Origin of the sequence: Herpetosiphon llansteffanensis (genome assembly GCF_003205875.1) — a bacterium.
Taxonomy (GTDB): Bacteria; Chloroflexota; Chloroflexia; order Chloroflexales; family Herpetosiphonaceae; genus Herpetosiphon; species Herpetosiphon llansteffanensis.
Map to the genome: position 1 here is coordinate 89,805 of NZ_PUBZ01000079.1, position 26,104 is coordinate 115,908.

A 26,104-nucleotide genomic window follows, 5' to 3' on the forward strand; every position below is an offset into this window, starting at 1 on the left:
ACCCCCAACAACCGATCCCCAGCCCCAGTTTTACCACTGCGCCAAGCTGGTTTGTTCGTGCTCGATTTGGTCTAAGAACCACGAAGCTTCCATGGCGGCCATACAGCCGCTGCCTGCGGCGGTGATTGCTTGGCGATAGACGTGATCTTCGACATCGCCAGCAACGAACACCCCGGGAATATTGGTGCGAGCACGGCCTTCGCTCACGATGTAGCCATTTTCATCCAAATCGATTTGATCTTTGAACAACCATGTGTTGGGAATATGCCCAATGTAGGGGAAAACGCCATCGGCGGCGAAGGTTGATTCCTCGCCAGTTTTGACATTTTGCAGGCCTACGCCTTCAACCTTAACCGTGCCTTCAATTTTGGTTACCACGGTATCCCAAATAAACTTAATTTTGGGGTTATTTTGGGCGCGTTCGATCAGCACTGGGTCGGCGCGCAATTGGTCGCGGCGATGGATAACGTGCACTTCTTTGGCATAGCGAGTCAAGAACAAACTTTCATCCAAGGCGCTATTGCCGCCGCCAACCACGACCAAGGTTTTATCGCGGAAGAAGAAGCCATCACACACAGCACAATACGAAACGCCGCGATTGGCCAATTCTAATTCACCAGGCACGCCCAATTTGCGCGGCGAAGCGCCAGTCGAGATAATCAAGGTTTCGGTTTCGACAATCGTGCCGTTATCAATATGCAGCTTGAAAGGCCGTTCACCCAACTCAACTTTTTCGACAATTCCATCTAAAAAGTGGGTACCAAAACGAGCTGCTTGTTTTTCCATTTTATCGGCTAAATCAAAGCCATTAATTGCATCGGGGAAGCCAGGATAATTTTCAACTTCGCTGGTGGTGGCAATCAAGCCACCAGGCTGAATCCCGCGAATAACCAACGGGGTTAAATTGGCTCGCGCAGCATACAGCGCCGCCGTCAACCCTGCTGGCCCCGAACCAATCACGGTTACTTTTTGCTTTTCCATCTGACTAAGGCTCCTTTATTGGCAGCATCCCTGCGTTTCCAGTTGGCATGGTCGATGCATCTGGCTCCAGTATAGCACGACTTATTGCTAGTATACATTAATTTTGTAATAAACGCTACACTTTATTATTTGCTGCTTCTTTTTGGGTATTTACCAGCCAAATGCCGCCAATCACCAAGCTACCACCAACGATTTGGAAGATCTGCAATGGCTCGTTTAAGATCGGAATCGAGATCAACGCGGTCAAGACAGGCTGGCCCAACAAACTGACTGAGGCGGTAGCTGCTTTGATATGGCCAAGCGCATAATTAATCGCCAGCCAGCCGCCGAGGTGCGAAATCAAGCCCAAGCCAAGCAATGACCACCATGTTTTGGCGCTAAAGCCGATAATGCTAAACCCGCCGATCCAGCACATCAAGCCCAAAATCACCACGCTCACGACGATACCCAAGGTCATAAACGTCAGGGTATCCAGTTCGGCGCGGGCGCGTTGAGTTGTTAGCAAATAGGCTGCATAAAAACCACCAGCCGCCAAGGCCAGTAAATCGCCACGGCTGATGGTAAGTTGTTGCAAGCTCTCGCCCATAATCACCACCACGCCAATGAGGGCAATCGCCATGCCCCACCAAAAGCGCTGCGGCAAGCGTTCGCGAAAAATCAGCCACGCCCCCAATCCAACCCACAACGGCGCGTTATTGGCAAACAAGGTTGAGTTGGCCGCTGAAGTCAGCAAAATTGCCGTGTTCCACAAAGCCAAATCGAAGGCAAAAAAAACGCCGCCCAAGAGCGAAAGCCGCGTGGCCTGCTTGGGGAGATGTTTGGGCCGTTTGGCAAACCACCATGGCACTAAAATAACCGCAGGAATCAGCATGCGATAAAACGCCGAAACCGGCCCGGGCACAGCAGCCCATTTAACCCAAATCGCCGAAAGCGCGATACAAACAATGCCAATTGCGAGTGCCACATAGGCTCGCCACGGAATTTCGGCCCGATTTTGATTGCTTGAGACTTGCACTGCCTGCATCGAAACACCTGTTATCTGCACGCCATCGGTCGTGCACTTATTCGCATATGTCAATATGGCCAGTGTACCATGAAGAACAGAGAGCAAGGATAAAGGATGAGGGATGAAGGAAACGTCAAAAAGCACAAATCAGAAGCCAATAGCTCCATCTTCGTGTCCTTCGCGTGCTCGCGGTTTCGGCTCTTCGTGTCCTTCGTGGATCAATCGTTTAACGCAGCGGCGCAGAGGGTGAGGGATGAAGGATAAAATGTAGGCATATAGAATAAAAATCCTATGATCAGATAAGTAATAATGCCTACCAAGAAAATTTCTTGGTAGGCATTATTACTTAATCATTCGAAAATTTAGTGGATTCGGCTGAGTACTCGTCGCGCTGAAACCCCTTCAATTGCTGAAGGAATTTCGGCAACCTCAAAGATAGCCTCATTACGCTGAATACAAGGCTTATCACTTGCGGGATTAATAATTAATGTTGGGCTAGCGAAATTGAGATGAGTTGCAACCGATGTACCATTAACAAAAACGACAAATTCTTTATCGTATAAATAACCATCTTCGTTGATCCAATCAAATCCCAGTGTCTGATTGATATAATTGAATGAATCACCTTCGGTAAATGTGCAAAGAGTATCCCATTGTAGATTTACAAGGGTCGCAATATCAACCTTACTGCCTACTGCTTGTTGGTTTAATTCAGTAGTAATACTATTCTCAAAATCTTTTTGTTGATCTGTGCGATCAACAAACCCAACTGCTTGATTATTCATTGAACAAGCTCCTAATAAACATAACAGTAGAATTGCTATGATATGTTGACGTTGTATCATTAACTTTCAGAGTCCTTTGCTGGTGCATTAGCAGGCAGGTTATCATTTGGGCTGAGATCTTCATTGGTTGGAGCCAGGCGACCATTTTCGATCAGGTTTTGGCGTTCAATCGACTGACTATGATGATCGTTTGCACCAACAATGTAAACCCCTTCACCATTTTGAATTGCCGTAAAAATCTTATCAGCTAATTCTTCAGGCGAGGCATTGGGGTTTTCTTGAGCAATTCGAATACCTAAAGCATTATTAGTTCGATCCATAAATTCGCGGGCGGCTGGATTTCCATCAATTTCCTCATGTGCATTCGTATAATCAGTAGCCCAATCTGCGCCATATTCTTGAGCTAAACGTGCTGACCATAGGGCATGTCGAAAGGCATCTGCTGGACCATCGTTATTATTTTGCCAGGAGTATTAAAGTATTTAGCTTCTTGACTAAAAGCTTCATCCTTAATCCCTTCAAAAGTAGCTTTTTCCCAAGGTTGCAATGCATCAATTAAGTCGGCCTCGCGTTGGGTTATGTTGCGTGGTTTTTTATCTAACAGCTTTGCGATAACCCCCGATAACCCTGAAGGAAAATACTCAATCGTTGGAGAACGTTCAGGTCGATTCCGCTTGAATTCTTCGAATTGGCGATTGATTTCTTCTGCTCGATTGGGCGGTGGCGGTGGTGGCGGTTCTTCAGGAGTTGAACTAGAACTGGAACTTTGCTTGGATGGCTGACTTTTTTCAGTAGAAACTCCTGATCCTGAACCATTGAAAAGCCTTGCGGCTTCTTCTTCTGCTTCGCGAAACGTTTTAGCAATTTGGCTACTTACACTACTCGAGGTATTCAATAACTGACTCAATCGATCAAATGTCGGGAAGATCACTGTTTCCATTTCTTGGAAAAATGCTACGGCTGCCGCCCCTTGCCATGTTGATTGTAGTTGTTGTGATTGATTTTGCAACGAGGATTTCAGTTGAGCTATTGTATCACGCAATTTTTCGAGACGACTGCTAACATTTGTTATGGATTCATAATCGATTTTGATGATTTCTGCACTACCCATAAGTTAGCTCCTTCTTAGTATAATTAATGAAATACCTACATACCAAGATAATATAACCAAATATTATGCGCATGAAGCTCTATTGTCAATACTGTATTTCATTGTTGGGATTATTTTATGAGTATCATTTTATTGATTTGAGATGTAAGTAATTGTGATAAAAATAAAGATGAGGGATGAACGAAAAGTCAAAAAGCAAAAATCAGAAGCCAAAAGCTAGAAAAGGTCAGGAGTGAGGCTATAGGCTATTGGTTATTGGAACATCAATCTGTGTAATCGGTGTCAATCGGTGGCTAGAAAACTGTTCGTGTCATTGGGTATCGACACTTAACGCAGAGCATGTATGGCTGTTGGCTTTGGGCTATCGGCTCGTGAGAATTTAATCTGCGTAATCTGTGCCAATCTGTGGCTAAAAAACTTAGCCTTTGCGATCTTCGCGATCTTTGCTGTTACAACCCTTCGTGGATGACGTATCTCATTCCCCAGTAACGGCCTTATGTTCTATGCTCTATGTTCTATGTTCTATGCTCTAACCTTCATCCCTCATAATTCTTCCTTCATACTTGGTTTGTGCTACCATGAGGCGAAGCGTTTTGCTTGCAGCAATGAATTTTTACGATTAGGATAGAAGCATGACTGATCAATCACCGCAGGAGCACCCAATGACAGAGACGGCAACAATGGCGATGCCGCAAATTCACGACTCCATTTTGGACGCAATCGGCAACACTCCGTTGGTTCGGTTGAATCGCGTCAATCGTGGCGTTCGCGCCCAAGTCTTGGCCAAAGTCGAATACATGAATCCTGGTGGTTCGGTTAAAGACCGCATTGGGATTGCCATGATCGAAGATGCCGAGCGCTCAGGCCGCCTCAAGCCAGGTGGTACGATTGTCGAACCAACCAGTGGCAATACCGGCGCGGGCTTGGCAATCGCTGCGGCAATTCGTGGCTACAAAACCATTTTTGTGATGCCCGACAAAATGAGTGACGAAAAAATTCGTTATTTGCGTGCTTTAGGCGCGAAGGTCGTCATTACGCCGACCGCCGTCGAGCCAGATGATCCACGCTCGTATTACTCGGTTTCTAAGCGCTTGGCCGAAGAAACGCCCAACGCGATTTTGGCTGGTCAATATTGGAACCAAGCCAATCCCGATGCGCATTATCGTTCAACTGGCCCCGAAATTTGGCGGCAGACCGCTGGCAAAATCGATGCCTTTATTGCTGGCATGGGCACGGGCGGCACGATTAGCGGCACAGCCAAATTCTTGAAAGAGCAAAATCCCAATATTCAAGTTGTTGGTATCGATCCGGTTGGCTCGTTGTATACCGACTATTTCCGCACTGGCCAGCTTGGCCCAGCCTTTGGCTATAAAGTCGAAGGTGTCGGCGAAGATTTCTTGCCAACGACCATGCACTTCCAATATGTTGATGATGTGGTGCAGGTTGGCGATAAAGAATCGTTCGTGATGACCCGCCGCATGGTGCGCGAAGAAGGCTTGTTTGTTGGTGGTTCGTGTGGCATGGCAGTTGCAGGCGCAATGCGCTGGTTGCGTACCCAAAACTGGGATGAAAGCAAAACCGCTGTGATTTTGCTGCCCGATTCTGGCGTGCGCTACATTAGCAAAATCTTCTCCGACGACTGGATGCGCGAAAACGGCTTCTTGGAAAGCGAACCAATTAGCCAATTGCTCGATATTCGGCCTCGCTCGGTCATTTCATCCAAAGCAACTCACACGGTTGCTCAAGTTATCCAAGATATGAAGGCCAACGATATTTCGCAAATGCCAGTGGTGCGCGACGATGGCACCTTGGTTGGCTTGATCACCGAAGTCGATTTGTTGGATTACCTGCTTTCGGGCGCTGGTCAAATGGATCACCAGATTAGCGATATTGTTAGCAGCGCTGTGGCAACCGTTGGGCCAGATACCAGCATCGATGCCTTGACCGAAGTATTTAGCCGTGGTCAAGTCGCGGTTGTGGTCGATGAATCCGAGGTTGTGCGCGGGATTATCACCAAAATTGACATGATTGATTATTTAGCTAATAAGGCATAAGATCTAGCCGATCGCTTTCGTGCGTTGGCTTGCAAGATCAGCTTTGGCTCATATCATCAGGCATTCGCGATCAGCACCCAGATTTAAGTTTGGGTGCTGATTCTGAATTAATCCTCTGCTGTACTCCCCATAAATAGGCATTGCTCCTTGGCCAGCTAACGTACTCATCAATAGATATTTGGAGCTTTTGGTTATGACCGAGGTTAACGCTGGCTTTTTTGTTCGTTCGCCTGGGCGGGTTAATTTAATTGGCGAACATACCGATTACAATGCGGGCTTTGTGATGCCGCTGGCGCTGGAGCGTGGCACGACCTTTCAAGTGCAACCGCGCGCCGATCAGCAATTAATTGTGCATGCCTTGCGTTTCAATGCCCATGATCAGGCCGATTTGGCCAATTTGGCCGCCGGAACCCATGGCGATTGGCGCGATTATGTGCGTGGCACGGCCCAAGCGTTGCTCGATGCTGGCTATCAATTACAAGGCGCTGAGATTAGCATCGATGGCGATTTGCCCTTGAGTGGCGGGCTAAGCTCATCTGCATCGCTCGAAGTTGGCTTGGCATTTAGTCTTTTGCACGCCCAAGGCATCACGATTGCCCCAACCGAATTGGCCAAAATTGCCCAGCGCGCTGAGATTGAGTACGCCCACGTCAATTGTGGCATTATGGATCAGCTCTCGATTGCCGCAGGCGTTGCTGGCCACGCCACGTTGATCGATTGTCGCTCGTTGGACATCGAGGCTGTGCCGATTCCAGCTGAAGTTGCGGTTTTGGTGATTGATAGCAACGTGCCACGCACCTTGGCTGGCTCGGCCTACAATCAACGCCGCACTGAATGCGAGCAAGCAGTGGCAATTTTGCAACAACTTGATCCAAGCATTCAAGATTTGCGCGATGTGAGCAGCGATTTGCTGGCTCAAGCTGCCGCCCAAAATCTATTTAATGATGTAATTTATCGGCGTGCCCGCCACGTTGTCAGCGAAAACGAGCGCGTGCATCAGGCTGCTACTGCGTTTCGGGCTGGCGATTTTGGCTCTGTTGGCGCGTTGATGAACGAATCGCATTGGAGTTTGCGTGATGATTACGAGGTCAGCGGCCCAGAGCTTGATCAGCTGACCTCGTTATTGCGCGCAATGCCCGGCGTTTGGGGCGCGCGGCTCACTGGGGCTGGGTTTGGTGGTTGCTGCGTGGCCTTAGTCGAAGCGTGGCAGGTTGATGCGGTGATTGCCTCCTTAGGCCCAGCCTATCAGGCTGCGACTGGCCGCACATGCGAAGCATTTAGCACCAAAGCTTCGGCGTTAACCGTTGAAGAACATAGAGCATAGGGCATAGGACTCAGGGTTGGAACATTAAATTTTAATCCAGAGACGCAGCGAAGAGAGGCTATGGGCTATCGGACATTGGGTGGAATAGCAATAACATCGTTTTTTAGCCACAGATTACACAGATTCGTTGGATGCTGTTCTCATAGCCGATAGCCTTCAGTTGTATCGTTTTTTAGCCACAGATTGGTACAGATTACGTAGATTAATTGTCCAATCGCCAATAGCCTATATGTAATGGTACATCACGTTAATCACCGCCTGATCCCCTCACCCCAACCCCTCTCCCATGCGCGGGCGAGGGGCTTTAATCGTGCGGTTCTGTCACGATGTGTGATACACCATGGTCGGCTCCCCCTCGCCCGCGTTCAGTGGGAGAGGGGGTTGGGGGGTGAGGGACCATGATTGCCAATCCAATGAACCATTACACCTATAGCCGATAGCCATTAATCCTTCGTGGTTAAATGGCTTTTCTTCAACTCCCAATCCCCAACCCCCAGCAACCGATCCCCATCTCCTATGCTCTCTGTTCTTTCAAGGTATACAATATCCCCAAGTATCGGCAAGCGTCGAGGGTGCTATGACAATGATCGAGGGATTAATCAATCTTGGGGTATTTTTGATCGGGTTGGTAATTGTGGCCTTCACGCTATTTAGCGCAATTCGCATGGTTGTGTTGCCACGCGGCGATAATGTGTGGTTGACGCGCACCACCTTTCGGCTGGTTTATGGCTGCTTTCTGCTGCGTTTGCGCCGGATTAGCAACTACGAGCAGGCTGATCGAGTGCTGGCGTTTTATGCGCCAGTCGCCTTGTTGATTATTCCTGTGGTTTGGATGGTGTTGGCGATTACGGGCTTTACCTGTATGTTTTGGGCGGTTGGCGAACATCCATGGAGCAAGGCTTTTTTGCTCAGTGGCTCTTCGATGTTGACCTTGGGCTTTGCGCCGGTCGATTCGACGATTGAAACGATTTTGGCTTTTTTGGCGGCAACCGTCGGCTTGGGCATCGTCGCTTTGTTAATTGCCTATTTGCCGACGATGTATGGAGCGTTTTCCAAGCGCGAAGAAGCTGTAACTTTGCTCGAAGTGCGGGCTGGCACGCCACCATCGGCAATTACTATGATTCAGCGCTATCAACGGATTCATAATTTGGAGCGTATGCATGAGCAGTGGGCTGCTTGGGAACTTTGGTTTGCCGAGTTAGAGGAGAGCCACACGACCTTTGCAGCCTTGGCATTTTTCCGCTCGCCCCAGCCTTATCGCTCGTGGATCACCGCTTCGGCGGCGGTGTTGGATGCAGCGGCATTGGCGGTTTCAACGCTCGATATTCCGCGTCAGCCTGATGCCGATTTGTGCATTCGGGCCGGTTATTTGGCGCTGCGGCGCATCGCCGATTTATACATGATTCCCTACAACGCCACGCCACATGCCGATGATCCAATTAGCATCACCCGCGCCGAGTTTGATGCTGCCTGTGCTGAATTGGCTGAGATTGGCGTGCCGCTCAAGCCCGACCGCGACCAAGCATGGCGCGATTTTGCTGGCTGGCGCGTTAATTATGATCAGGTGTTGATCGAATTGGCCAAATTGGTGACCGCCCCGCCAGCGCCGTGGACTGGCGAACGACCGTTGCCGCTGTGTTTCAACATGCCGCGCTTTGGCACTAAACGCCGTCAATTAGCCAAAGAACCAACTGGCTCGATTTAACCTATGGTTCCCTAGCCCCCTCTCCCGCAAGCGAGGCGAGGGGGAACCGCTTATTTTTACCAAGTATTGCGATAGAACCACGCGGTTAAAGCCCCTCGCCCAGTGGTTGGGCGAGGGGGAGCCTTTGATTTTCCAATTTATCATGGCAAAACCACGAGACCAAAAGCCCCTCGCCCGCCGCGTGGGAGAGGGGTTGGGTGAGCTTATAAGGGTAGGTTTTGAGCGATTGGTCGGCTGTGGAGCGTTTCCTCACCCCCTAGCCCCCTCGCCCAGTGGTTGGGCGAGGGGGAGCCTTTGATTTTCCAATTTATCATGGCAAAACCACGAGACCAAAAGCCCCTCGCCCGCCGCGTGGGAGAGGGGTTGGGGTGAGGGGATCTTAAATCCAGTCCTTGCAAGCCATCTCTCCTGCAAGCGAGGCGAGGGGAACCGCTTATTTGTACCAAGTATTGCGATAGAACCACGCGGTTAAGGCCCCTCTCCCAGTGGCTGGGCGAGGGGCTAGGGTGAGGGAACAAGAATATTTTAGCGGGTATATTTGCCATTGCGATAATTATTTTGGCGCGCGGTTGGCCATGGCATCCGATCCAGCCGATAGGGCGCAGGCGTATCCCAGACGTATAACACGCCGCCCTTGCTATGGGCCAAAATCTCAGTCGTGCCATCGCGATCTAAATCAGCCAAGGTTGGGCCAGCAGAAATACCTTTGAAATTGGTGCTATTTGGCTCGTAGGTAAATTTCAGCGGGTATGGCGCTTGGTTTACGCCGCTAGTGTTGAGCGCATACAAGCGCACATAGGTATTGGCGGTGGTATCGAAGCTATAGGTTCCAAAAACAATATCGACCTTGCCATCGCCTGTTACATCGCCAATTGCCACTTCGCTGGCATACAGTTTTTTGCCACTGGTGTAATTAAACGACCACAATTGGCTTCCATCGTGCTTGTAGGCGCGAATTGTGCCATCGTCGTAGGTCACGACAATCTCCAATTTGCCATCGTTTTCAAAATCGGCCAAGGCCACAGGATTATTGGGCGTGAAATAATTGGCCTTGAGCGGCTTGCCGACGCTTTTGCCAACCAACCAGCCTGTTTTGCGTTTGCCATCAGCGCCAACCACCAACAAGGCGCTTGAGGTTTGTTCATGGTTGCTGAGTGGGTCGCGTACCTTGCCCGCAAAGACGATCTCTGGCTTGCCATCGTTATCTAAGTCGCCGATTGCTGGGGCGACGCGAGTATATTCGATATATTTATCTTTGCCCCATGTGCGTTTAGCTTCGTCGAGGTAGGTTTGGATGGGCCAGCCACTCAGCAATTGGCCTTTGCCGTTGTAGGCATAAAAATACAGCTCATCGCGGCCCATCAAAATTTCGGCGAAGCCATCGTTATTAATATCGGCAGCGCTAACTTGGCCAAATGCGCCGGAGCCTTTGTGTGACGAAGTAGGAAATCCCGTTACGGTTGCGCCATTATGCGACCAAGCATACAAATTGGGCGCATAATTGGTATCGCTCCCAGCTTCATTCGTGGTAATGCCAATTACTTCCATGCGCGAATCGCCTACAATATTGGCAATTGTCACGCTCATAAATTCTGGCTCGTTGCCATTGGTGATGTTGGCCCACGCCATTTCACGTGGCCAGCCGCTGCGAATTTTGCCTTGATAATCAAAGACAAATACTTTGCCGCGTTTGCCAGCGGTTGCGGCGCTGCCTCTGGTTCCGGCTACCACTTCGAGCTTGCCATCGTTATCAATATCGCCAATTGCCAGTGAGCTATTGATGCGCGGATCGTTATCGCAGACCGTGCCAGTTTTCCATGGAAAGCCTGCTAGCTCCTTGCCCAAATGATCCCAGCCCCAAATACAACCGGTGCTATCGGCGGTCAAGACCTCTAAATTGCCATCATTATTCAAATCGACAACGCTGGGTGAGGCGAAGAAACTGCCATATGGCTCGGAATCGGGGAACCCTGCTTGATAGGGCACAGTTGATTGAGCCTGAACTGGCTGAATCAATAAACCAATTAACAACACACAGAACAACATCCCTAAGCGTCGATACAACACTCCTTACCTCCTATGGTGAGATGATGGGGAACAATGGGAAACAACACTGTCTCTGCTAGCTGGAGTTGTGGATATACTATGGAGTGTAGCATAAATAAGGCCCAAACTTATGAATTTTGATTAACATAAGCTGCGAATTTTTAATAATTAATGATTGAATTCACGGCATTGCTTCTGCTATACCCAAACTTAGGATAACCAAGGAGGCTTTATGCACTGCCCAAAATGCACAAATGCAATGACCACCTCGGCTTTGGTGACCTCAGATGGGGTTGAAATTATGGTGCTTGGCACCTTGGCGAGCGGCCATCGCCCGCTTTCGGCCCAGGTGTGTAGCGCTTGCGGCTATACCGAGCTGTATGCTGCCCAATGGACCGAAGAAATTCAACAAGCGCGTGAAAGCGCTGTTTTAGAAGCTGAGCCGATTGCTGTCGCGAGCGCCGAACCAGCGCTTTAGCCCTTCTACGTCCAGCACAGTTTGCTGGACGTACCCTTTTGGGCTAGAACTAGCTCGAATTAGGATTAAATGGCTAGCCCGAAGGATGAATTAAGATTTGACATTCGCTGCTAACCTACGTATAATTGCAAGCGCGTAAAAACCATTAAATTTCGTTGATCGTAGCCTTACGTCTCTGTGAGTCGTGGTTGTGCTGATAACCAGCGAAGGAGAACACAGCGTTTCGTGTTTCCCCAAAATCACCGTCAAACAAAGATGCATTTCGCGCAAAGCACGATCACGTGATGCGCTTTTTTAACGCCATTTTTTCAGCTGAACAGTCAGCGGGCGACCTCGCTGTTTGGCGTTGACTATAGATGCAACTTTGGTGTGGCAGCACGTAAATCCTCATTTCTACGCAACGCCCCCCGAATGAAGCTCTCCGAAACTTAACTTGGTCGCATTGGCCTAACCCTGTGAGCTTGCTCGCAGACCCATCAAAACTAATTGGAGACCCGATGACAGTGGACACCGAAAGCATGGATGCCGTTCAAGATTGGACGACACTGCTTGCTGAGTACGATTATCAACGCCCAGAACGCGGTCAACTGCGTGAAGGTATCGTTATGCGCGTCGAAGACAGCCAAATCTTGGTTGACATTGGCGCAAAGCACGAGGGCGTTATCCCTAACCAAGATCTGCGGCGCTTGCCACCAGAAATGGTTAGTGGCATCAAGAACGGTGACACACTGCAAGTGTACGTGATGGAACCAGAATCAAAAGAAGGCGAACTGGTTCTTTCACTCAACATGGTGCAGGTCGAGCGCGATTGGCAAGAAGCTCAAACGATGCTCGAAAATGGTCAGATCATCGAAGCTGGCGTTGTTGGTTTCAACAAGGGCGGTTTGTTGGTTCAAGTTGGTCGTGTGCGCGGTTTCGTACCAGCCTCACAAGTTGTCAACTTGCACAGCCGCACTGGTACCGAAGGCCAACAAAGCGCTATGACCAAGATGGTTGGCCAAAATATTCCTTTGAAAGTTATCGAAGTTGATCGCGATCGCAATCGCTTGGTACTTTCAGAGCGTGCCGCTATGCAACGCTGGCGACAATCGCAAAAGGAACGCTTGCTCGAAACCCTCGAGCCAGGCGCAGTCGTCACTGGTCGGGTCAACCAACTCACCCCATTCGGTGCTTTCATCGATTTGGGCGGCGCTGATGGTTTGGCTCACATTTCAGAGCTTTCATGGCAACGCGTCAACCACCCACGCGAAGTCTTGCAACCAGGCCAAGAAGTCCAAGTCTATGTCTTGGAAGTCGATCGCGATCGCGAACGCATTGGCTTGAGCTTGCGCCGTTTGCAGCCAGATCCATGGGCAACCATCGATCAACGCTACGATCTCGGCCAATTGATCGTTGGTGAAGTAACCAACATCGCTCCTTTCGGCGTGTTTGTGCGCGTTGAAGAAGGCGTTGAAGGTTTGATCCACGCTTCAGAATTGACCGAAAACGGCCAATCGCCAGACTCATTGCAACAAGGCCAACAAGTGCAAGTGAAGGTGATCAGCCTTGATCGCCAACGCCAACGCCTTGGCTTGAGCTTGCGCCGCGTCGATGGCGAAGGTGAAGCCGCTGAAGCAGCCGCAGCTCCTGTAGCTGAAGTTGCCGAAGTTGCTGCTACCGAGGCAACCAGCGAAGAAGAAGTCGGCGCATAAGATCGCTTGACGATTTTGGACCACGGGCTGTGTCGTTTTGGCACGGCTCGTTGTTTTTTAACTGGGGATCGGGGATCGGGAAATAGGCTATGGGCTATGGGCTATGGGCTATCGGAACATTATTTGGGAAATTCGGGCAATTCGTGGCTTTTGGCTATGGGTTATGAATTATGGAAATAATAATCTGAGCTAATCTGTGCCAATCTGTGGCAAAACATGCTCTATGTTCTTCTATGTGTATTGGTATATTGGATTGACAACAAGGAGCATGCCCTCACCCCCCAACCCCCTCTCCCACTGAACGCGGGCGAGGGGGAGCATGCATTTTTCACCAAGGAATTGCGGCAGAACAATGAATTTAAAGCCCCTCGCCCGCGCCACGGGAGAGGGGTTGGGGTGAGGGGATCAAAACGGGGTTAATCTGATGTACCAATACAGCTATGTTCTATGTTCTATGCTCTCATAATTCCCGATCCCCAACAACCAATCCCCAACAACCAAATTCTATGCTCAAAACACTCTACATAACCTACGATGGCTTGCTCGACCCACTGGGCCAAACGCAGATTTTGCCTTATTTAGAGGGCTTGGCTGCGCAACACGGCCATCAATTTGTGATCCTCTCGTTTGAAAAAGCTGCGCGTTGGGCCGACGTTGCACGCCGCCAAGCTTTGATTGAGCGTTTGCAACGCCATAATTTTGTGTGGCTGCCATTGCGCTATCATCAACGGCCAACCTTGCCCGCAACCTTGTATGATTTAATCCTTGGGCTGTGGAAGGCAACCGTCGCTGTGCAACGCCACCAAATTCAAGCCTTGCACATTCGCTCGACCGTGCCGCTGACGCTAGGGTTGTTGCTCAAACGCTGGTTTAAGCTGCCCTTGCTCTTCGATTTGCGTGGCTTTTGGGCCGATGAACGGGCCGATTTGGGCATGCCACGCACTGGTTTGCTCTATCGCTTGCTCAAAAAGCTCGAACAAACTGGCCTCAACCAATCTGAACAGCTGGTGACCTTGACCAAGCAAAGTTTGCGCTATTTGGTCGAGCATAGCCAGAATTCACAGATTGCCGAGAAAACTACAGTTATTCCATGCTCCGCCAATTTGCAACGCTGGCAACGCGACGAACAAGCGCGCACGCGGATTCGCCAGGAATTGGGCTGGCAAACAAAGCAGATTGTGGTTTATAGTGGCTCGCTTGGTGGCGGCTATCGTAGCGCTGATCTGGCCGAATGTTTTGCCACATGGCTGCAAAGCGAGCCAGATTTGCGCTGGCTGGTACTTTCCAACCAAGATCCGCAACCGTTGATTACAGCCTTACACGATTTGAATGTGCCCGCAGAATCTTATACAATCCGCAGTGTGGCGAGCAACGATGTGGCGCAATGGCTGAGCATCGCCGATGTTGCCATCTCGTTAATTACGCCGAGCTATGCCAAAATTGCCTCGTCGCCAACCAAATTTGGCGAATATTTGGCTTGTGGCTTGCCGATTTTTAGCAATGCTGGGATTGGCGATAGCGAGCAATTATTTGACCAAGGCGTGGCGATTGAGATTGCTGATTTTAATCGCGCAGCTTATCAAGCGGCGTGGCAAAGCTACCAAGCCCTGCGCCAACAGCCTGATCTTGCCCAACGCTGCCGCGATGTGGCCGCCAGTGAGTTTGATTTGGCGCGCGCAATCGAACGTTATGCCGCCTGTTATCGTGAGTTAGAACGATGAACCAAGCGCACACTGTGCTCTGCCTGACAGCCTATCAACCAATGCTGACTGCCAGTGTGCGCTATCGAATTATGCCCTATGCACCAGCGCTCGCCGCCGCAGGCATTCAATTGCGCTATCTGCCATTCGCCACGCCACGGCTGCAACGCTTGCTCTATCAACCCAAACGTTACCCCCAGAAAATTGCGGCTATGCTTGGCTCGTTGGTTCAATGGCTGGCCAAATTGCCACGCCAGCCAGCAGCAGTGATTGTGCAACGCGAGGCGGCATTAATTGGCGCTCCAATAATTGAACGTTGGTTTAGTCGGCGCGTGCCGGTTATTTTCGATTTTGATGATGCAATTTTTCTGCCAACCGACCCCAAACGCAGCATCAATGGCTGGCTGAGCCGTTTGGCGCGCCCAACCAACAAAACCGATCAATTACTGCGTTTGAGCCGCATGGTTTGGGCTGGCAATAGCTATTTGGCCGATTATGCCCGCCGTTTCAATCAGCATGTGCATATCATACCCACCGTGGTTGATTGCCAACAGTCTCAGCCACGACCTGCGCCAAATTCCCAAATTTGTACGCTTGGCTGGATTGGTAGCCACTCGACCGCTCGTTATTTGGAGCAGCTGCGACCAGTATTGAGCCAGCTTGCAGAGCGCTATCGCTTTCGTTTGCTGGTGGTTGGGGCGGCGCAACCGTTCGAAATTGCAGGCGTTGAATGCCTGAACCTCGATTGGCAGCAAGCGCGCGAATGGCACGATTTTCAGCAAATTGACCTTGGTTTGTACCCAATTGAAGCAGATTTATGGGCTGAAGGCAAATGTGGCCTCAAAGCAATTCAATATGGCGCAGCAGCAATTCCCAGCGTGTGCAGCGCGGTTGGGGTCAATCAACACATTATCGAGCATGGTCAGACCGGATTTTTGGCCAACAACGCTGCGGAATGGGCTGAATATTTGGCCCGTTTGCTCGAAAATACTCAATTGCGCCAGCGAATGGGTCAGGCAGCACGCCAAAAAATCGAGGCCGAATACAGCGTGCAACGCTATCAAACCAACATTGTGGCAACACTCAAGGAATGTTTATGTGTGGAATCTGCGGCATCGTCAGCACAAGCTTAATCGAGCCAAACACGGTTCAGGCAATGAATCAACAATTAGTTCATCGCGGGCCGGATGGCGCTGGCAGCTGGCAAACAACGACCTGCCAACTTGGTCATCGGCGCTTAGCAATTATCGATTTGGCGACTGGCGATCAGCCATTGAGCAGCCCTGATGGCGCTTGGCAATTGGTGTTCAATGGCGAAATTTATAATTTTCGGGCTTTGCGCCAGCAACTGCACGCGCTTGGGCAGCAATTTCGCACCAACAGCGATACTGAAGTCTTGCTTGCGGCCTTGATCGAATGGGGTGAACAGGCCTTGCCACGACTTGAAGGCATGTTTGCCTTTGCAGCTTGGCATGCGCCAAGTCAGCGTTTGTGGCTGGCCCGCGATCGCTTGGGCAAAAAACCGCTCTACTACAGCCAAACCAGCAATGGCTTGGTGTTTGGCTCGGAAATCAAAGCACTGTTGGCGTATCCTGAGCTTGAGCGCAGCCTGAATCCACAAGCGCTCTCGGCCTATTTAACCTATGGCTATGTGCCGAATCCGGCGACATGGTATGCTCAGATTCAGCAACTTGCGCCTGGCCATGCCTTAGTTTGGCAAGCTGGCAGCATTCGCGAATGGCCTTGGTGGCAGGCGCGCCAATTTGCCCAACAACCACGGCTCAGGATTTCAGCGAAAGCTGCGATTGCACAAACGCGCCAGTTGGTTAGGGCCGCCGTTGAAAAACGCCTCATCAGCGATGTGCCATTGGGCGCGTTTCTGAGTGGCGGCTTAGATTCGAGTATCGTTGTGGCCGAAGCGCAAGCATTGCTCGGCCAGCAATTGCAAACCTTCAGCATTGGCTTTGCTGGCGGCGGTTGGTACGACGAAAGCGCCTATGCTGAGTTGGTTGCCAAACAGCTTGGGACCAAGCATCATTGCTTTATGGTCGAGCCTGATGCAATTGCTGAATTGCCGCATTTGCTGAAGCATTACGATGAGCCATTTCTTGATTCGTCGGCCTTGCCTATGGCCTTGCTGAGCCAAATGACCCGCGAACATTGCACGGTGGCCTTATCGGGCGATGGAGGTGACGAGGTGTTTGCAGGTTACGAGCGTTTTGGCGCTGGCCTCTGGACGCAGCGCTACCACCAATTGCCCCAGCCGCTACGCCGCCTGCTTGAACAAACAATCGCTGCGCTGCCCGAAACGAAAGCCAACCAGCGTTTGGCCCGCATCAAACGGGTGTTGGCAAAAATAAAATTGCCATTGGCCCAAGGCTTTCCGCGCTGGCTGATGGCCTTTACGCCAGAAGAATTGGCTGCTTGGGGGGTAGCCGAACTTCAACCAAGCGCCGCCGAACGTTATCGCCAAGCCACAGCTGGCATTAGCGATCCATTGGCGCAGTTGTTGTGTTATAACCTTGGTAGCTATTTGCCCGATGATCTATTGGTGAAGGCCGATCGCATGAGCATGGCCTATGGCTTGGAAGTACGCTCGCCATTTTTAGATCAGCACTTGGTTGAATGGGCTTTGCAATTGCCAGCTCATCTGCTTTGGCGCGGCGGGCGCGGCAAATGGCTGTTGCGCCAAGCCTACGCTGAGCGCTTGCCCAAAATAATTCTTGAGCGGCCCAAACATGGCTTTGGCGTGCCGCTTGATGCTTGGTTTCGCCAACAACTCAAGCCTATGCTGCACGATTATTTGCTGGCTGATACGAGTAAACTTCAGCAATGGCTGGCCAAGCCCAAGCTTGAACAGCTGTGTAAAGCCCATTGGGCTGGTACAATCAACGCAGGACATCAACTCTGGACATTTCTCAGTTTAGAACTATGGCTGCAAACTCATCACCAAATGAGGCCAGATGCACACAATTATGTGGATTAAAGATCATCGTTGGCTTAGCTCTTTGTTGGTTGCCTGCCTTTGCTTTGGCGTAGGCGGGGTGGCGGGTTTAATGCCGCTACGTTATTTGGCTGGGATGGCATTTTGCCTTGGCCTAACCGCACTGGCTTATGGCTGGGTTTGGCTGATTAGTAAGCCAGACGAGTTGCGCAGCATGCTTGTGTTGTGTTTTGCAGCGATGGGCTTGCGTTGGGGAGCCAGTTTTGCGCTAGAGTTTCTCTGGCCGAGTTTTGAATCGCTGAGTGATGGCGCGGCGTATGGCCCGCACGCTATGGCAATTGCCCAAGCATGGCGACTTAATTATTTTGCCAGCTACGAAGCGGTGGTGGCCACTCCAGTTGGCGCGCCAGGCTATGTTTATTTTTCGGCAGTGCTTTTTTGGCTGTTCGAGCCAAATACCTTGCTGGTGAAATTGGCTAATGGCTTATTTGCAGGCATGGCGGCGGTCTACACGGCCAAATTAGGCAACCACTTTTTCGACCAGCGGGTTGGGCGTTTTGCCGCAATTTGGATGCTCCTTATGCCCTCGCTGGTGCTCTGGACTTCGCAAAACCTCAAAGATAGCGCGGTGGTGCTGCTTTCGGTCTGGATTTTGTATGTCGCTAGCCAAGGTTTGCGCTCATCGCTCTGGCAAATTCCGTTATTGGTGGTGCTGATTGGGGCTTTGATGAGCGTGCGCCGCGAAACCTCGATTGGCATTGGTTTAATGATCGCCTTGACAATTGGTTTTCAGCAAACCCGCCATTGGCTAACCCGCTTGAGCCTCAGCGCCGTGACGATTGTGGCTTTGGGCTTGGTGCTTTCGGGCAGTGGCTATGGCTTTTTGGGCAGCAACTATCTGCAAGAGCGGCTTTCGCTCAGTGCAATTGCCGAAAAGCGCGAGGCCAACTCGACAGGCACTGGCACAATTGAAAATACGATTGATACGACTACGCCGCTAGGCTTTGCCCGCTATTTGCCAATTGCCTTGATTAATTTTTGGCTGCGTCCGTGGCCGTGGGAAGCGACCAAAAGCACTGCCCAGTTGCTAACAATTCCTGAAGCGGCGCTGCTGTGGTATCCGCTGTGGATTTTGGCGATGCTTGGAATGCTGTTGGCGTGGCGTAGCCGTTGGCGCGAAACGATGTTGCTGTGGCTCTATTTGTTGGCTGGCAGTGCTGCCGCCGCGCCGCAATATGGCAATTTTGGCACAGCCTACCGCCATCGGGTGCAATTGTGGCCAATCTTCTTTTTGTTTGCTGGCTATTGTTGGTATCGTTGGCGCGATGCACGAGTGGAGCAGCGCCAAGCAAGAACTGTTTATGGTCCAAGCATCGAGCAAAGAACATAGATTAGAGAGGTCGGGGATCGGGGATTGAGGGCTAGAATAACCGGAACCGCGAAGATGAGTCACTAGGCTATAGGCTTTTGGTTAGCGGAAAATTGTTTGGTAATGATCATGAATTCCTAACCGAAACCGCGAAGAACACGAAGAACGCGAAGATGGGCTATGGGCTTTTGGCTAGCAGAAGTTTGTTGGGTATTCCAATGATCTGAGATTTTAGAGCCAAAAGCCTTTTCTTAGCCACAGATTGTCACAGATTGTCACAGATTAGCCCAGATTATTGTTTTCATTCCCTATAGCCCATAGCTGTACTGGTTCATCACGTTAACCACGGTCTAATCCCCTCACCCCAACCCCTCTCCCACACACGGGAGAGGGGCTTTCACCGCGTGGTTCTCCGCCAATTCCTTGATGAAAACGATCGGCTCCCCTCGCCTGCGTCCAGTGGGAGAGGGGTTGGGGTGAGGGCATGCGCGTGGTTGTTAACCCAATGAGCCAGTACACATAGCCCATCGCCAAGAGCCATTTTTTTGCCACGAATTCCACGAATTCCACGAATTAATGTTTCGATAGCCTATAGCCTAATGCCCATAGCCCATAGCCCATAGCCTGATCCCCAATCCCTGACCCCTAAAATCTCCTGATCGTTTGACACTCCGAATTGGCTATGCTATATCTTTGAGAGAACATAATCGATGGTATCATAGCGAGCAGCTGTTCAATCGGAACGGTCTGTTTGTTAGCGCGTACAAAGGAACCGAGGCCTATGCCGGCTCTTGCCACCCCTGAACAAAAAAATGAGGTCAGTGCAGCAATCAGTGAACGCTTGCCTGCAAAGCCTCGCGATTCGTTTCGTCCGACCGCAGCCTTGACGGCGGTTTTTAGTGCTTTAACAACCGTCAATAGCCTATGGTGGGTTTTGAGTCCACAGCATACGCTGGCTCCGGTCTTATTTGGTTGGTTGTTGGTCTGTGGCTTGTTGGGTTTGATCTCGGTGGTCGGCTCAGTGCGAGCTGAACATCGGCCAATTCAATGGCTCACTTGGCTGGCTCAGCCCTTGGGCATTGCCGTGATTGCCTTGGTCAATACGACCTACGCCGATTGGGTTGGTTGGGCCAATTTGGCTTGTGCCGTGGCAACCACAATCGTCACTGGCTTAATTACGTATTTGGCCTATCACAGCGAAATCAGCACGCCCAAAAATCAAACCAACAGCAAATTGGCCGATTTTCGGGTATTGATGAAGTTTCGGATTATTTCGCTGCTCTTGCTGACCACCCTCATTCCCATGTATTTGGCGAATGGCGGCGAGTGGCCTAAATTTTATATTGTGGTTTTGACCTTGCTTGGTGGCACCTTGGCCGCAGGCGGGGCCAACGCCATCAATATGTTCTACGATCGCGATATTGATGCAGTAATGAGCCGCACCAAAAAACGCCCCTTGCCGAATAATCGCTTGACCCAATGGGAAGTGTTGGGATTTGGCCTGACGCTCAGCGTGTTATCGTTCTTGGTGCTCTTGCCGGTTAATTTGTTAACTGCGATTTTGGCAGTGAGCGGCATTTTCTACTATGTGGTGATTTACACCATGTGGCTGAAGCGCACGACGGTGCAAAATATTGTGATTGGCGGCGCTGCTGGCGCAATTCCACCAATGGTTGGTTGGGCTGCTGGCACCGATATTAACTTGTTTGTGGATAGCCCAATTAAGTGGCTGCCCGCAGTGTTTCTGTTTGCAATCGTCTTCTACTGGACCCCACCGCACTTCTGGGCCTTGGCAATTATTCGGCGCGAAGATTATGCCAAAGCTGGCGTGCCAATGTTGCCAGTCGTCAAGGGCGAGGCCGAAACCCGTCGCCAAATTGTGCTCTATTCGTTCATTATGATTGCGCTTTCGTTTATGTTGGTTTCCTTGCAGGTGGTTGGCTTGTTGTACCTTGGCTTGGCCATGGTGCTGGGCGCAATTTTCTTGTATTACGCCGCCAATATGATGCGTGATCACTCGCATGCCGCCGCTTGGAAGCTTTATCGCTATTCGTTGCTCTATCTGGCGCTCTTGTTTGTGGCTATGGGCATCGACCGCGCCTTGCTTGGCTAAGGCTGCATCGAATTAACCCGCTTGGCTCGATAAAAGCCAAGCGGGTTTTTAGTTTTAGTTGGGTTTGCGAGCCAGCGGCAGATACACCCTGTGGCTTGGGCTAAATGGAGCGCCATTATATTCAAATGCGCCAATATCACACGTTCCAGAACGCGTATACCCACGCTGATCAAGCCCAATACAGGTTGCTGGATTGCCTGCATTGATCGCTGGACTGCCAGCAGGCAAGGCTGCCGTTTTGGTCGCACCACCGTTATTTGCAAGGCCTACAAGGCTTAACTCAGGTGTGCGGATGCCGCTCGTACAGTTAGTTTCGTTCCAGAAATTAGGATTAGAATTCTTGGGCGGATATTGCATATTATTGCCGCCATCAATCAATGCGTTGGTGCAATGTTGCATAATCTTGATGGCCCAATCGGTTGAGTTGTGCGCAAAGAGCGTATTGCGAATGGTGATCGTTTGGCCTACGATTGCGCCGCCGTTGAAACCAGCATGGTTCTGGGCAAACGTTGCGTTAGTAATATCCACCGCTGCATTATTGTTTACTGCTAAGGCTCCGCCATTGCCCTTGCGCCATTCTTGGCCATCGGGATAACTGCGCGGATCGGTTGCATCATTGGCATAAAAGGTTGTATTGCGAATCGTTGCAGGGGCATCGACCCACAACCCGCCGCCTTGCCCAATGGCTTTGTTGCCTTCGAGCGTCGAATTGTTGATAATGAGGCGTTCGTTGCTTACGCCAGCTGCGGCAAAGCCATACCAAATTGCGCCGCCAGTGCCTGACCAATCGGCTGAGGTGGCATAGGTTACGCTATTATTGGTGAAACTCGAACGCTCAATTGTGGCGGTTTCGTTGCTATACAAGCCAATAAAAATCGCGCCGCCATGATTATTACTCGTATTGCCCGTATAGCTATTGTTGTGCAACATAATGCCATCGGGGCCGCCATCGGCGGGCGCTCGTGTTCCATCGATGTAGATTGCGCCACCGCCGCCACAATCGCCATGCTGATTAATTGCCGTGGTATGCATGGCGCTATTTTGCTCAAAATTGCTATTACTAACAACCAAATTTGTGCGCAAACTATTAATTGCGCCGCCATTATTAGCCCGATTGTTGATAAACACGCTCTGATCAATTGTTGCCCGACTGCCGCCACCAATGAAGATTGCCCCGCCACCATCGCAGGCCGCACTATCTTTCGTCGCTTGATTATTTTCAAAGCGCAGGTTGCTGATCGTAAGCGTGTTCCAAAAGCCAATTTTGAGGCCCGCGCCTTGATCGCTCGTGTGGCCATTGCGAATCGTTAAGTTGCGCAGGGTAATGTTGAGGTGATTGGCACTGCGCAGCAAGCGCCGCGTATTCTGGCCATCAAAAATTGCGTTGTTATTGCCATTGATTTCGGTATGTTGGTTAAGCACAAGTTCGTTGCTAAATGTAAGCACGGTTGGGCTGCTACAATTGATATTGATGGTGCCGCCAGCGCTAATTGCTGCACTAACCGCCGCCGAATTACACTCAACGAGCGGGCTGCTGGCTTGAGAATTGCTCGGCCATAAGCCAGCCACAAGGCTCAGAAGTAACAAAAATCGCCCAAATAACAACAGCATCGAACACTCCTTAAGAATCAATTAATTCGACAGCTTATGATACTGCACTATTCAAATAGCTGTGCTTTTAGCGCTAACGCCAACATTTGGGCAATTTAAATCTATAATGAAGCAAGGAGGAAATTTGTGATGGAATTACGACACCGCGCCGTTGGGCCATGGCCAATGAACAGCTATGCCTTAGTTTGCCCCCACACCAACGAAAGTGTGCTGATCGATCCCGGGGCTGACCCTGCGCGTTTACAGGCAATGCTCAATAACACCACGCCGATTGCAATTTGGCTAACCCATACCCACAACGACCATATTGGCGAAGTTGCTAGCATGCGCAAACGCCTCAATGTGCCAGTGCTTGGCCATCCAGGCCCGCAAACTCGGCCAGTGCCGCTTGATGCTGGCATCAGCGATGGCCAGCTTTTGACGGTTGGCCAGCACACGATCAAGGCTGTCTACACGCCTGGGCATACTGGCGATATGGTTAGTTTTTTGGTCGCTGATAGCCCAATTGCGATTGTTGGCGATACGATTTTCGCTGGCGGGCCTGGCCGTACATGGTCGACTGCCGATTTCCAAACCACCTTGCAAACCCTGCGCACTATCATCCTAAGCTGGGATGATCAGCTGATCTGTTATGCTGGCCATGGCCCAGAATTTAGCTTAGGCTCAATTCGCCCCAAAATCGAAGCCTTCCTCGCCCGCGATCATGGCGATTTCTACGGCGACGCTGAGTGGTAAGAGCTGGGGGTCGGGGGTTGGTTGTTGGGTATCGGGAATTATGAGAGCATAGAACATAGAGCATAGAACATAAGGAACTTGGTGTTGGGCTAGCAAGGATCGGTTGGAAAGTTAAGATCGCTATAGCCAAAAGCCCATCATCATTTTCAGTTGGGGTCGGGGATTAGTCGTTGGGGATCGGGCTGAAACAGTTGGCATACGATTGAGAGCATCAAGCAAAACCGATCCCCATCCCCCAACAACCGATCCCCATTAGTAACGAGAAACACCGATGCACTATCCAATTTGGACGCGCGCTGTGTACCACGATGGTTCGGCGCTTTATCTTCAACCAAGCCAGCCCTATCAACTTGGCCAGCAGGTGACTGTACGGCTGCGTACTTCGCTCGATGCGCCAATCAGCCAAGCCTTTATTCGGCTTTGCCCTGATGGCGAGCAAACCTTTGTGCTGATGCAACGGGCCGAGCGCACGGCAACCGAGCAATGGTGGCAGGGCAGCATTACGCTCTCGATGCCGCGTACTGGCTATCGTTTTTGGCTGATGACCGAGCATGGCGGTTGGTGGCTTTCGGCGGCAGGCATACAACGCTCAACGCCAACTGATGCAACCGATTTTAAGCTCTTGGCCGACTATCACGCCCCGACCTGGGTGCATTCGGCAGTGTTCTACCAAATTTTTCCTGATCGTTTTTGTGATGGCGAGCCAAGCAATAATGTGGTTGCTGGCGAATACAACGTGTATGGCGTGCCAGCCATCGCCCGTCAATGGGGCGAAACGCCGCAAAAAGCAACTGGTGGCGTAGAGTTTTTTGGCGGCGATTTACAAGGCATTAGCCAAAAGCTTGATTATCTTGATCAGCTGGGAATCAATGCGCTGTATCTTACGCCGATTTTCACTGCGCCATCGAACCACAAATACGATACTGCTGATTATTTGCAGATCGATGCTCATTTTGGTGGCGAAGCAGCTTTGGTTGAATTGCGCCAAGCCAGCCAGCGCTACCAGATGAAATTAATGCTCGATATTGTACTCAATCACTGTGGCTATACCCATCATTGGTTTACGGCGGCCCAAGCAGATGCCAACATGCCAACAGCCGATTATTTTTCGTGGATCGAGCATCCCAACGAGTATGAATCGTGGCTTGGCCATCGTTCGTTGCCCAAACTCAATTATGCCAGCCAAGGCTTGCGCCAAGCAATTTATGGCGATGAGCAATCGATTGTACGCCATTGGTTGCGCCAACCGTATGCGATTGATGGCTGGCGCATCGATGTGGCAAATATGTTGGCGCGCCAAGGCCCAAGCCAATTGGGGCATAAAATTGGTCGCGCTTTGCGCCGTGCGGTCAAAGCCGAAGCCCCTGAAGCCTATTTGCTGGGCGAACATTTCTACGATGGTAGCAACCATTTGCAGGGCGACGAACTTGATGCCAGCATGAATTATCGTGGTTTTACCTTTCCAACCTTGCAATGGCTGGTTGGCTTCGATATGGCCTCGGTCTGGAATTTGGCGTGGGAAGATCGAGCCTTATTGCCAAGCGAAGCCTTGGGTGAGCAATGGCTCGCGTTTTTGGCGGTTATTCCATGGCAAATCGCCTTACAACAATTTAATCTGCTCGATTCGCACGATACGCCGCGCTTGCTGACGATTGTTGGCGGCAATTTGGCTTTGCATCAGGTGGCAGTTACCTTGCAAATGACCTTCCCCGGCGTGCCATGCATTTATTATGGCGATGAAATTGGGCTGCAAGGTGGTGGCGATCCCTATTGCCGTGGCTGTATGCCGTGGGATGCTCAAGTTTGGGATCACGAATTACTCGGATTTTATCGGCGCTTGATTGGCTTGCGGCGCAATTCGAGTGCGCTGAGTATTGGCGGGTTTCAATTATTGCTGGCAGAGGGCGATAGCGTGGCGTTCGTGCGGCGCAGCGCTGATGAATGTTTGCTGATTGTTGCGCAGCGGGCTGCCACCAACATTCCATCAATTCCCATGTTGGCAACCGGCCTCGCCGATGGAACTGTTTTTGCGCAGGTTGACGAGGCAAGCGAAATTGCCATTGAGGCTGGCGTGTTGCAACTGCCGCAAACTGGCATCGGCGCAAGCATTTGGCGCATGAAGTAAGAGCATAGAGCACAGAGCATAGAACATAGGGAATTGGGGATCGGTTGTTGGGGATTGGGGCAGCATTGATCCGCGAGCTACGTTTTTTTGCCACAGATTCACACAGATGTGTAGGGTTAGGTTCTGGTTAGCCCAAAGCCCAAAGCCGATAGCCATACGTTCTCTGCGCCCCTGCGTTAAAGCTGATCCACGAAGGACACGAAGCGCACGAAGGACGGAAACCGCGAAGGCCACGAAGAGCGCGAAGAACGTTTTTAGCCACAGATTGGCACAGATTTGTGGGATTAGGTTCGTGCCAGCCCAATGCCCATAGCCTGATCCCCAGC

18 protein-coding genes and 1 pseudogene are annotated in these 26,104 nt (G+C 50.8%); 12 read left to right on the forward strand and 7 right to left on the reverse strand.

Annotated elements, in window-relative coordinates; all coding sequences use genetic code 11:
* Positions 1–30: 30 nt before the first annotated feature.
* The 5 genes and pseudogenes from trxB to C5S61_RS06175 form a co-directional block, all read right to left on the reverse strand.
* Positions 31–981: a thioredoxin-disulfide reductase gene (gene trxB, locus C5S61_RS06155; RefSeq protein ID WP_110514179.1), complete on the reverse strand. Its 951-nt coding sequence runs from the start codon at positions 979–981 to the stop codon at positions 31–33.
* Positions 982–1,096: 115 nt separating this feature from the next.
* Positions 1,097–2,005, reverse strand: coding sequence for a DMT family transporter (locus tag C5S61_RS06160; protein WP_110514180.1), 909 nt, complete (start codon positions 2,003–2,005; stop codon positions 1,097–1,099).
* A 344-nt stretch (positions 2,006–2,349) separates the two neighbouring features.
* Positions 2,350–2,772: a hypothetical protein gene (locus C5S61_RS06165; protein ID WP_110514181.1), complete on the reverse strand. Its 423-nt coding sequence runs from the start codon at positions 2,770–2,772 to the stop codon at positions 2,350–2,352.
* A gap of 59 nt (positions 2,773–2,831) precedes the next feature.
* A pseudogene (locus C5S61_RS06170) lies at positions 2,832–3,182 on the reverse strand (DUF6973 domain-containing protein); the annotation flags it as partial.
* A complete protein-coding gene (locus C5S61_RS06175; RefSeq protein ID WP_110514183.1) occupies positions 3,176–3,883 on the reverse strand; it encodes a WXG100 family type VII secretion target in 708 nt (235 codons plus the stop codon). The pseudogene C5S61_RS06170 and the gene C5S61_RS06175, both read right to left, overlap by 7 nt.
* A gap of 662 nt (positions 3,884–4,545) precedes the next feature.
* Between C5S61_RS06175 and C5S61_RS06180 the strand changes: the two genes are divergently transcribed.
* The 3 genes from C5S61_RS06180 to C5S61_RS06190 all read left to right on the forward strand — a co-directional run bounded on the left by C5S61_RS06180 (position 4,546) and on the right by C5S61_RS06190 (position 8,966).
* Positions 4,546–5,937, forward strand: a complete 1,392-nt coding sequence (locus tag C5S61_RS06180; protein WP_110514201.1) for a cystathionine beta-synthase — start codon at positions 4,546–4,548, stop codon at positions 5,935–5,937.
* A 193-nt stretch (positions 5,938–6,130) separates the two neighbouring features.
* On the forward strand, positions 6,131–7,261 hold the full coding sequence (galK, locus tag C5S61_RS06185; protein WP_110514184.1) for a galactokinase: 1,131 nt from the start codon (positions 6,131–6,133) through the stop codon (positions 7,259–7,261).
* Between the two features lie 577 nt (positions 7,262–7,838).
* Positions 7,839–8,966: a hypothetical protein gene (locus C5S61_RS06190; protein WP_110514185.1), complete on the forward strand. Its 1,128-nt coding sequence runs from the start codon at positions 7,839–7,841 to the stop codon at positions 8,964–8,966.
* 525 nt (positions 8,967–9,491) lie between these two features.
* Here C5S61_RS06190 and C5S61_RS06195 read toward each other — a convergent pair.
* Entirely contained in the window at positions 9,492–11,033 is a 1,542-nt protein-coding gene (locus tag C5S61_RS06195) for an FG-GAP repeat domain-containing protein (RefSeq protein WP_240614432.1), read from the reverse strand.
* Positions 11,034–11,244: 211 nt separating this feature from the next.
* Between C5S61_RS06195 and C5S61_RS06200 the strand changes: the two genes are divergently transcribed.
* From C5S61_RS06200 to C5S61_RS06230, 7 genes are all read left to right on the forward strand, one after another.
* Complete coding sequence (locus C5S61_RS06200) at positions 11,245–11,490, forward strand: hypothetical protein (protein WP_124033391.1); 246 nt, start codon at positions 11,245–11,247, stop codon at positions 11,488–11,490.
* Positions 11,491–11,987: 497 nt separating this feature from the next.
* Positions 11,988–13,181, forward strand: a complete 1,194-nt coding sequence (locus C5S61_RS06205; RefSeq protein WP_110514188.1) for a 30S ribosomal protein S1 — start codon at positions 11,988–11,990, stop codon at positions 13,179–13,181.
* Positions 13,182–13,687: 506 nt separating this feature from the next.
* Entirely contained in the window at positions 13,688–14,902 is a 1,215-nt protein-coding gene (locus C5S61_RS06210) for a glycosyltransferase (protein WP_164689254.1), read from the forward strand.
* The gene (locus C5S61_RS06215; protein ID WP_110514190.1) at positions 14,899–16,014 is read left to right on the forward strand and encodes a glycosyltransferase family 4 protein; all 1,116 of its coding nucleotides are present in this window, start codon (positions 14,899–14,901) and stop codon (positions 16,012–16,014) included. Before C5S61_RS06210 ends, C5S61_RS06215 begins: the two co-directional genes overlap by 4 nt.
* Positions 15,978–17,867: an asparagine synthase (glutamine-hydrolyzing) gene (asnB, locus tag C5S61_RS06220; protein ID WP_164689255.1), complete on the forward strand. Its 1,890-nt coding sequence runs from the start codon at positions 15,978–15,980 to the stop codon at positions 17,865–17,867. Before C5S61_RS06215 ends, asnB begins: the two co-directional genes overlap by 37 nt.
* Complete coding sequence (locus tag C5S61_RS06225; RefSeq protein ID WP_110514192.1) at positions 17,845–19,215, forward strand: glycosyltransferase family protein; 1,371 nt, start codon at positions 17,845–17,847, stop codon at positions 19,213–19,215. The genes asnB and C5S61_RS06225 overlap by 23 nt, the downstream gene beginning before the upstream one ends.
* Positions 19,216–19,975: 760 nt before the next feature.
* Positions 19,976–21,307, forward strand: coding sequence for a heme o synthase (locus C5S61_RS06230; protein WP_110514193.1), 1,332 nt, complete (start codon positions 19,976–19,978; stop codon positions 21,305–21,307).
* A gap of 54 nt (positions 21,308–21,361) precedes the next feature.
* On the opposite strand, the gene C5S61_RS06235 is transcribed toward C5S61_RS06230, so the two are convergent.
* Entirely contained in the window at positions 21,362–22,918 is a 1,557-nt protein-coding gene (locus tag C5S61_RS06235; protein WP_110514194.1) for a choice-of-anchor Q domain-containing protein, read from the reverse strand.
* Positions 22,919–23,047: 129 nt separating this feature from the next.
* Between C5S61_RS06235 and C5S61_RS06240 the strand changes: the two genes are divergently transcribed.
* A complete protein-coding gene (locus tag C5S61_RS06240) occupies positions 23,048–23,653 on the forward strand; it encodes an MBL fold metallo-hydrolase (protein ID WP_110514195.1) in 606 nt (201 codons plus the stop codon).
* Between the two features lie 271 nt (positions 23,654–23,924).
* On the forward strand, positions 23,925–25,778 hold the full coding sequence (gene malZ, locus C5S61_RS06245) for a maltodextrin glucosidase (RefSeq protein WP_110514196.1): 1,854 nt from the start codon (positions 23,925–23,927) through the stop codon (positions 25,776–25,778).
* Positions 25,779–26,104: the final 326 nt, after the last annotated feature.

Excerpts from the sequence above, each read along its gene's own strand:
- trxB (WP_110514179.1), bottom strand. The coding sequence starts at position 981 with ATGGAAAAGCAAAAAGTAACCGTGATTGGTTCGGGGCCAGCAGGGTTG.
- C5S61_RS06160 (WP_110514180.1), bottom strand. The coding sequence starts at position 2,005 with ATGCAGGCAGTGCAAGTCTCAAGCAATCAAAATCGGGCCGAAATTCCG.
- C5S61_RS06165 (WP_110514181.1), bottom strand. The coding sequence starts at position 2,772 with ATGAATAATCAAGCAGTTGGGTTTGTTGATCGCACAGATCAACAAAAA.
- C5S61_RS06175 (WP_110514183.1), bottom strand. The coding sequence starts at position 3,883 with ATGGGTAGTGCAGAAATCATCAAAATCGATTATGAATCCATAACAAAT.
- C5S61_RS06180 (WP_110514201.1), top strand. The coding sequence starts at position 4,546 with ATGACAGAGACGGCAACAATGGCGATGCCGCAAATTCACGACTCCATT.
- galK (WP_110514184.1), top strand. The coding sequence starts at position 6,131 with ATGACCGAGGTTAACGCTGGCTTTTTTGTTCGTTCGCCTGGGCGGGTT.
- C5S61_RS06190 (WP_110514185.1), top strand. The coding sequence starts at position 7,839 with ATGACAATGATCGAGGGATTAATCAATCTTGGGGTATTTTTGATCGGG.
- C5S61_RS06200 (WP_124033391.1), top strand. The coding sequence starts at position 11,245 with ATGCACTGCCCAAAATGCACAAATGCAATGACCACCTCGGCTTTGGTG.
- C5S61_RS06205 (WP_110514188.1), top strand. The coding sequence starts at position 11,988 with ATGACAGTGGACACCGAAAGCATGGATGCCGTTCAAGATTGGACGACA.
- C5S61_RS06210 (WP_164689254.1), top strand. The coding sequence starts at position 13,688 with ATGCTCAAAACACTCTACATAACCTACGATGGCTTGCTCGACCCACTG.
- C5S61_RS06215 (WP_110514190.1), top strand. The coding sequence starts at position 14,899 with ATGAACCAAGCGCACACTGTGCTCTGCCTGACAGCCTATCAACCAATG.
- asnB (WP_164689255.1), top strand. The coding sequence starts at position 15,978 with ATGTGTGGAATCTGCGGCATCGTCAGCACAAGCTTAATCGAGCCAAAC.
- C5S61_RS06225 (WP_110514192.1), top strand. The coding sequence starts at position 17,845 with ATGCACACAATTATGTGGATTAAAGATCATCGTTGGCTTAGCTCTTTG.
- C5S61_RS06230 (WP_110514193.1), top strand. The coding sequence starts at position 19,976 with ATGCCGGCTCTTGCCACCCCTGAACAAAAAAATGAGGTCAGTGCAGCA.
- C5S61_RS06235 (WP_110514194.1), bottom strand. The coding sequence starts at position 22,918 with ATGCTGTTGTTATTTGGGCGATTTTTGTTACTTCTGAGCCTTGTGGCT.
- C5S61_RS06240 (WP_110514195.1), top strand. The coding sequence starts at position 23,048 with ATGGAATTACGACACCGCGCCGTTGGGCCATGGCCAATGAACAGCTAT.
- malZ (WP_110514196.1), top strand. The coding sequence starts at position 23,925 with ATGCACTATCCAATTTGGACGCGCGCTGTGTACCACGATGGTTCGGCG.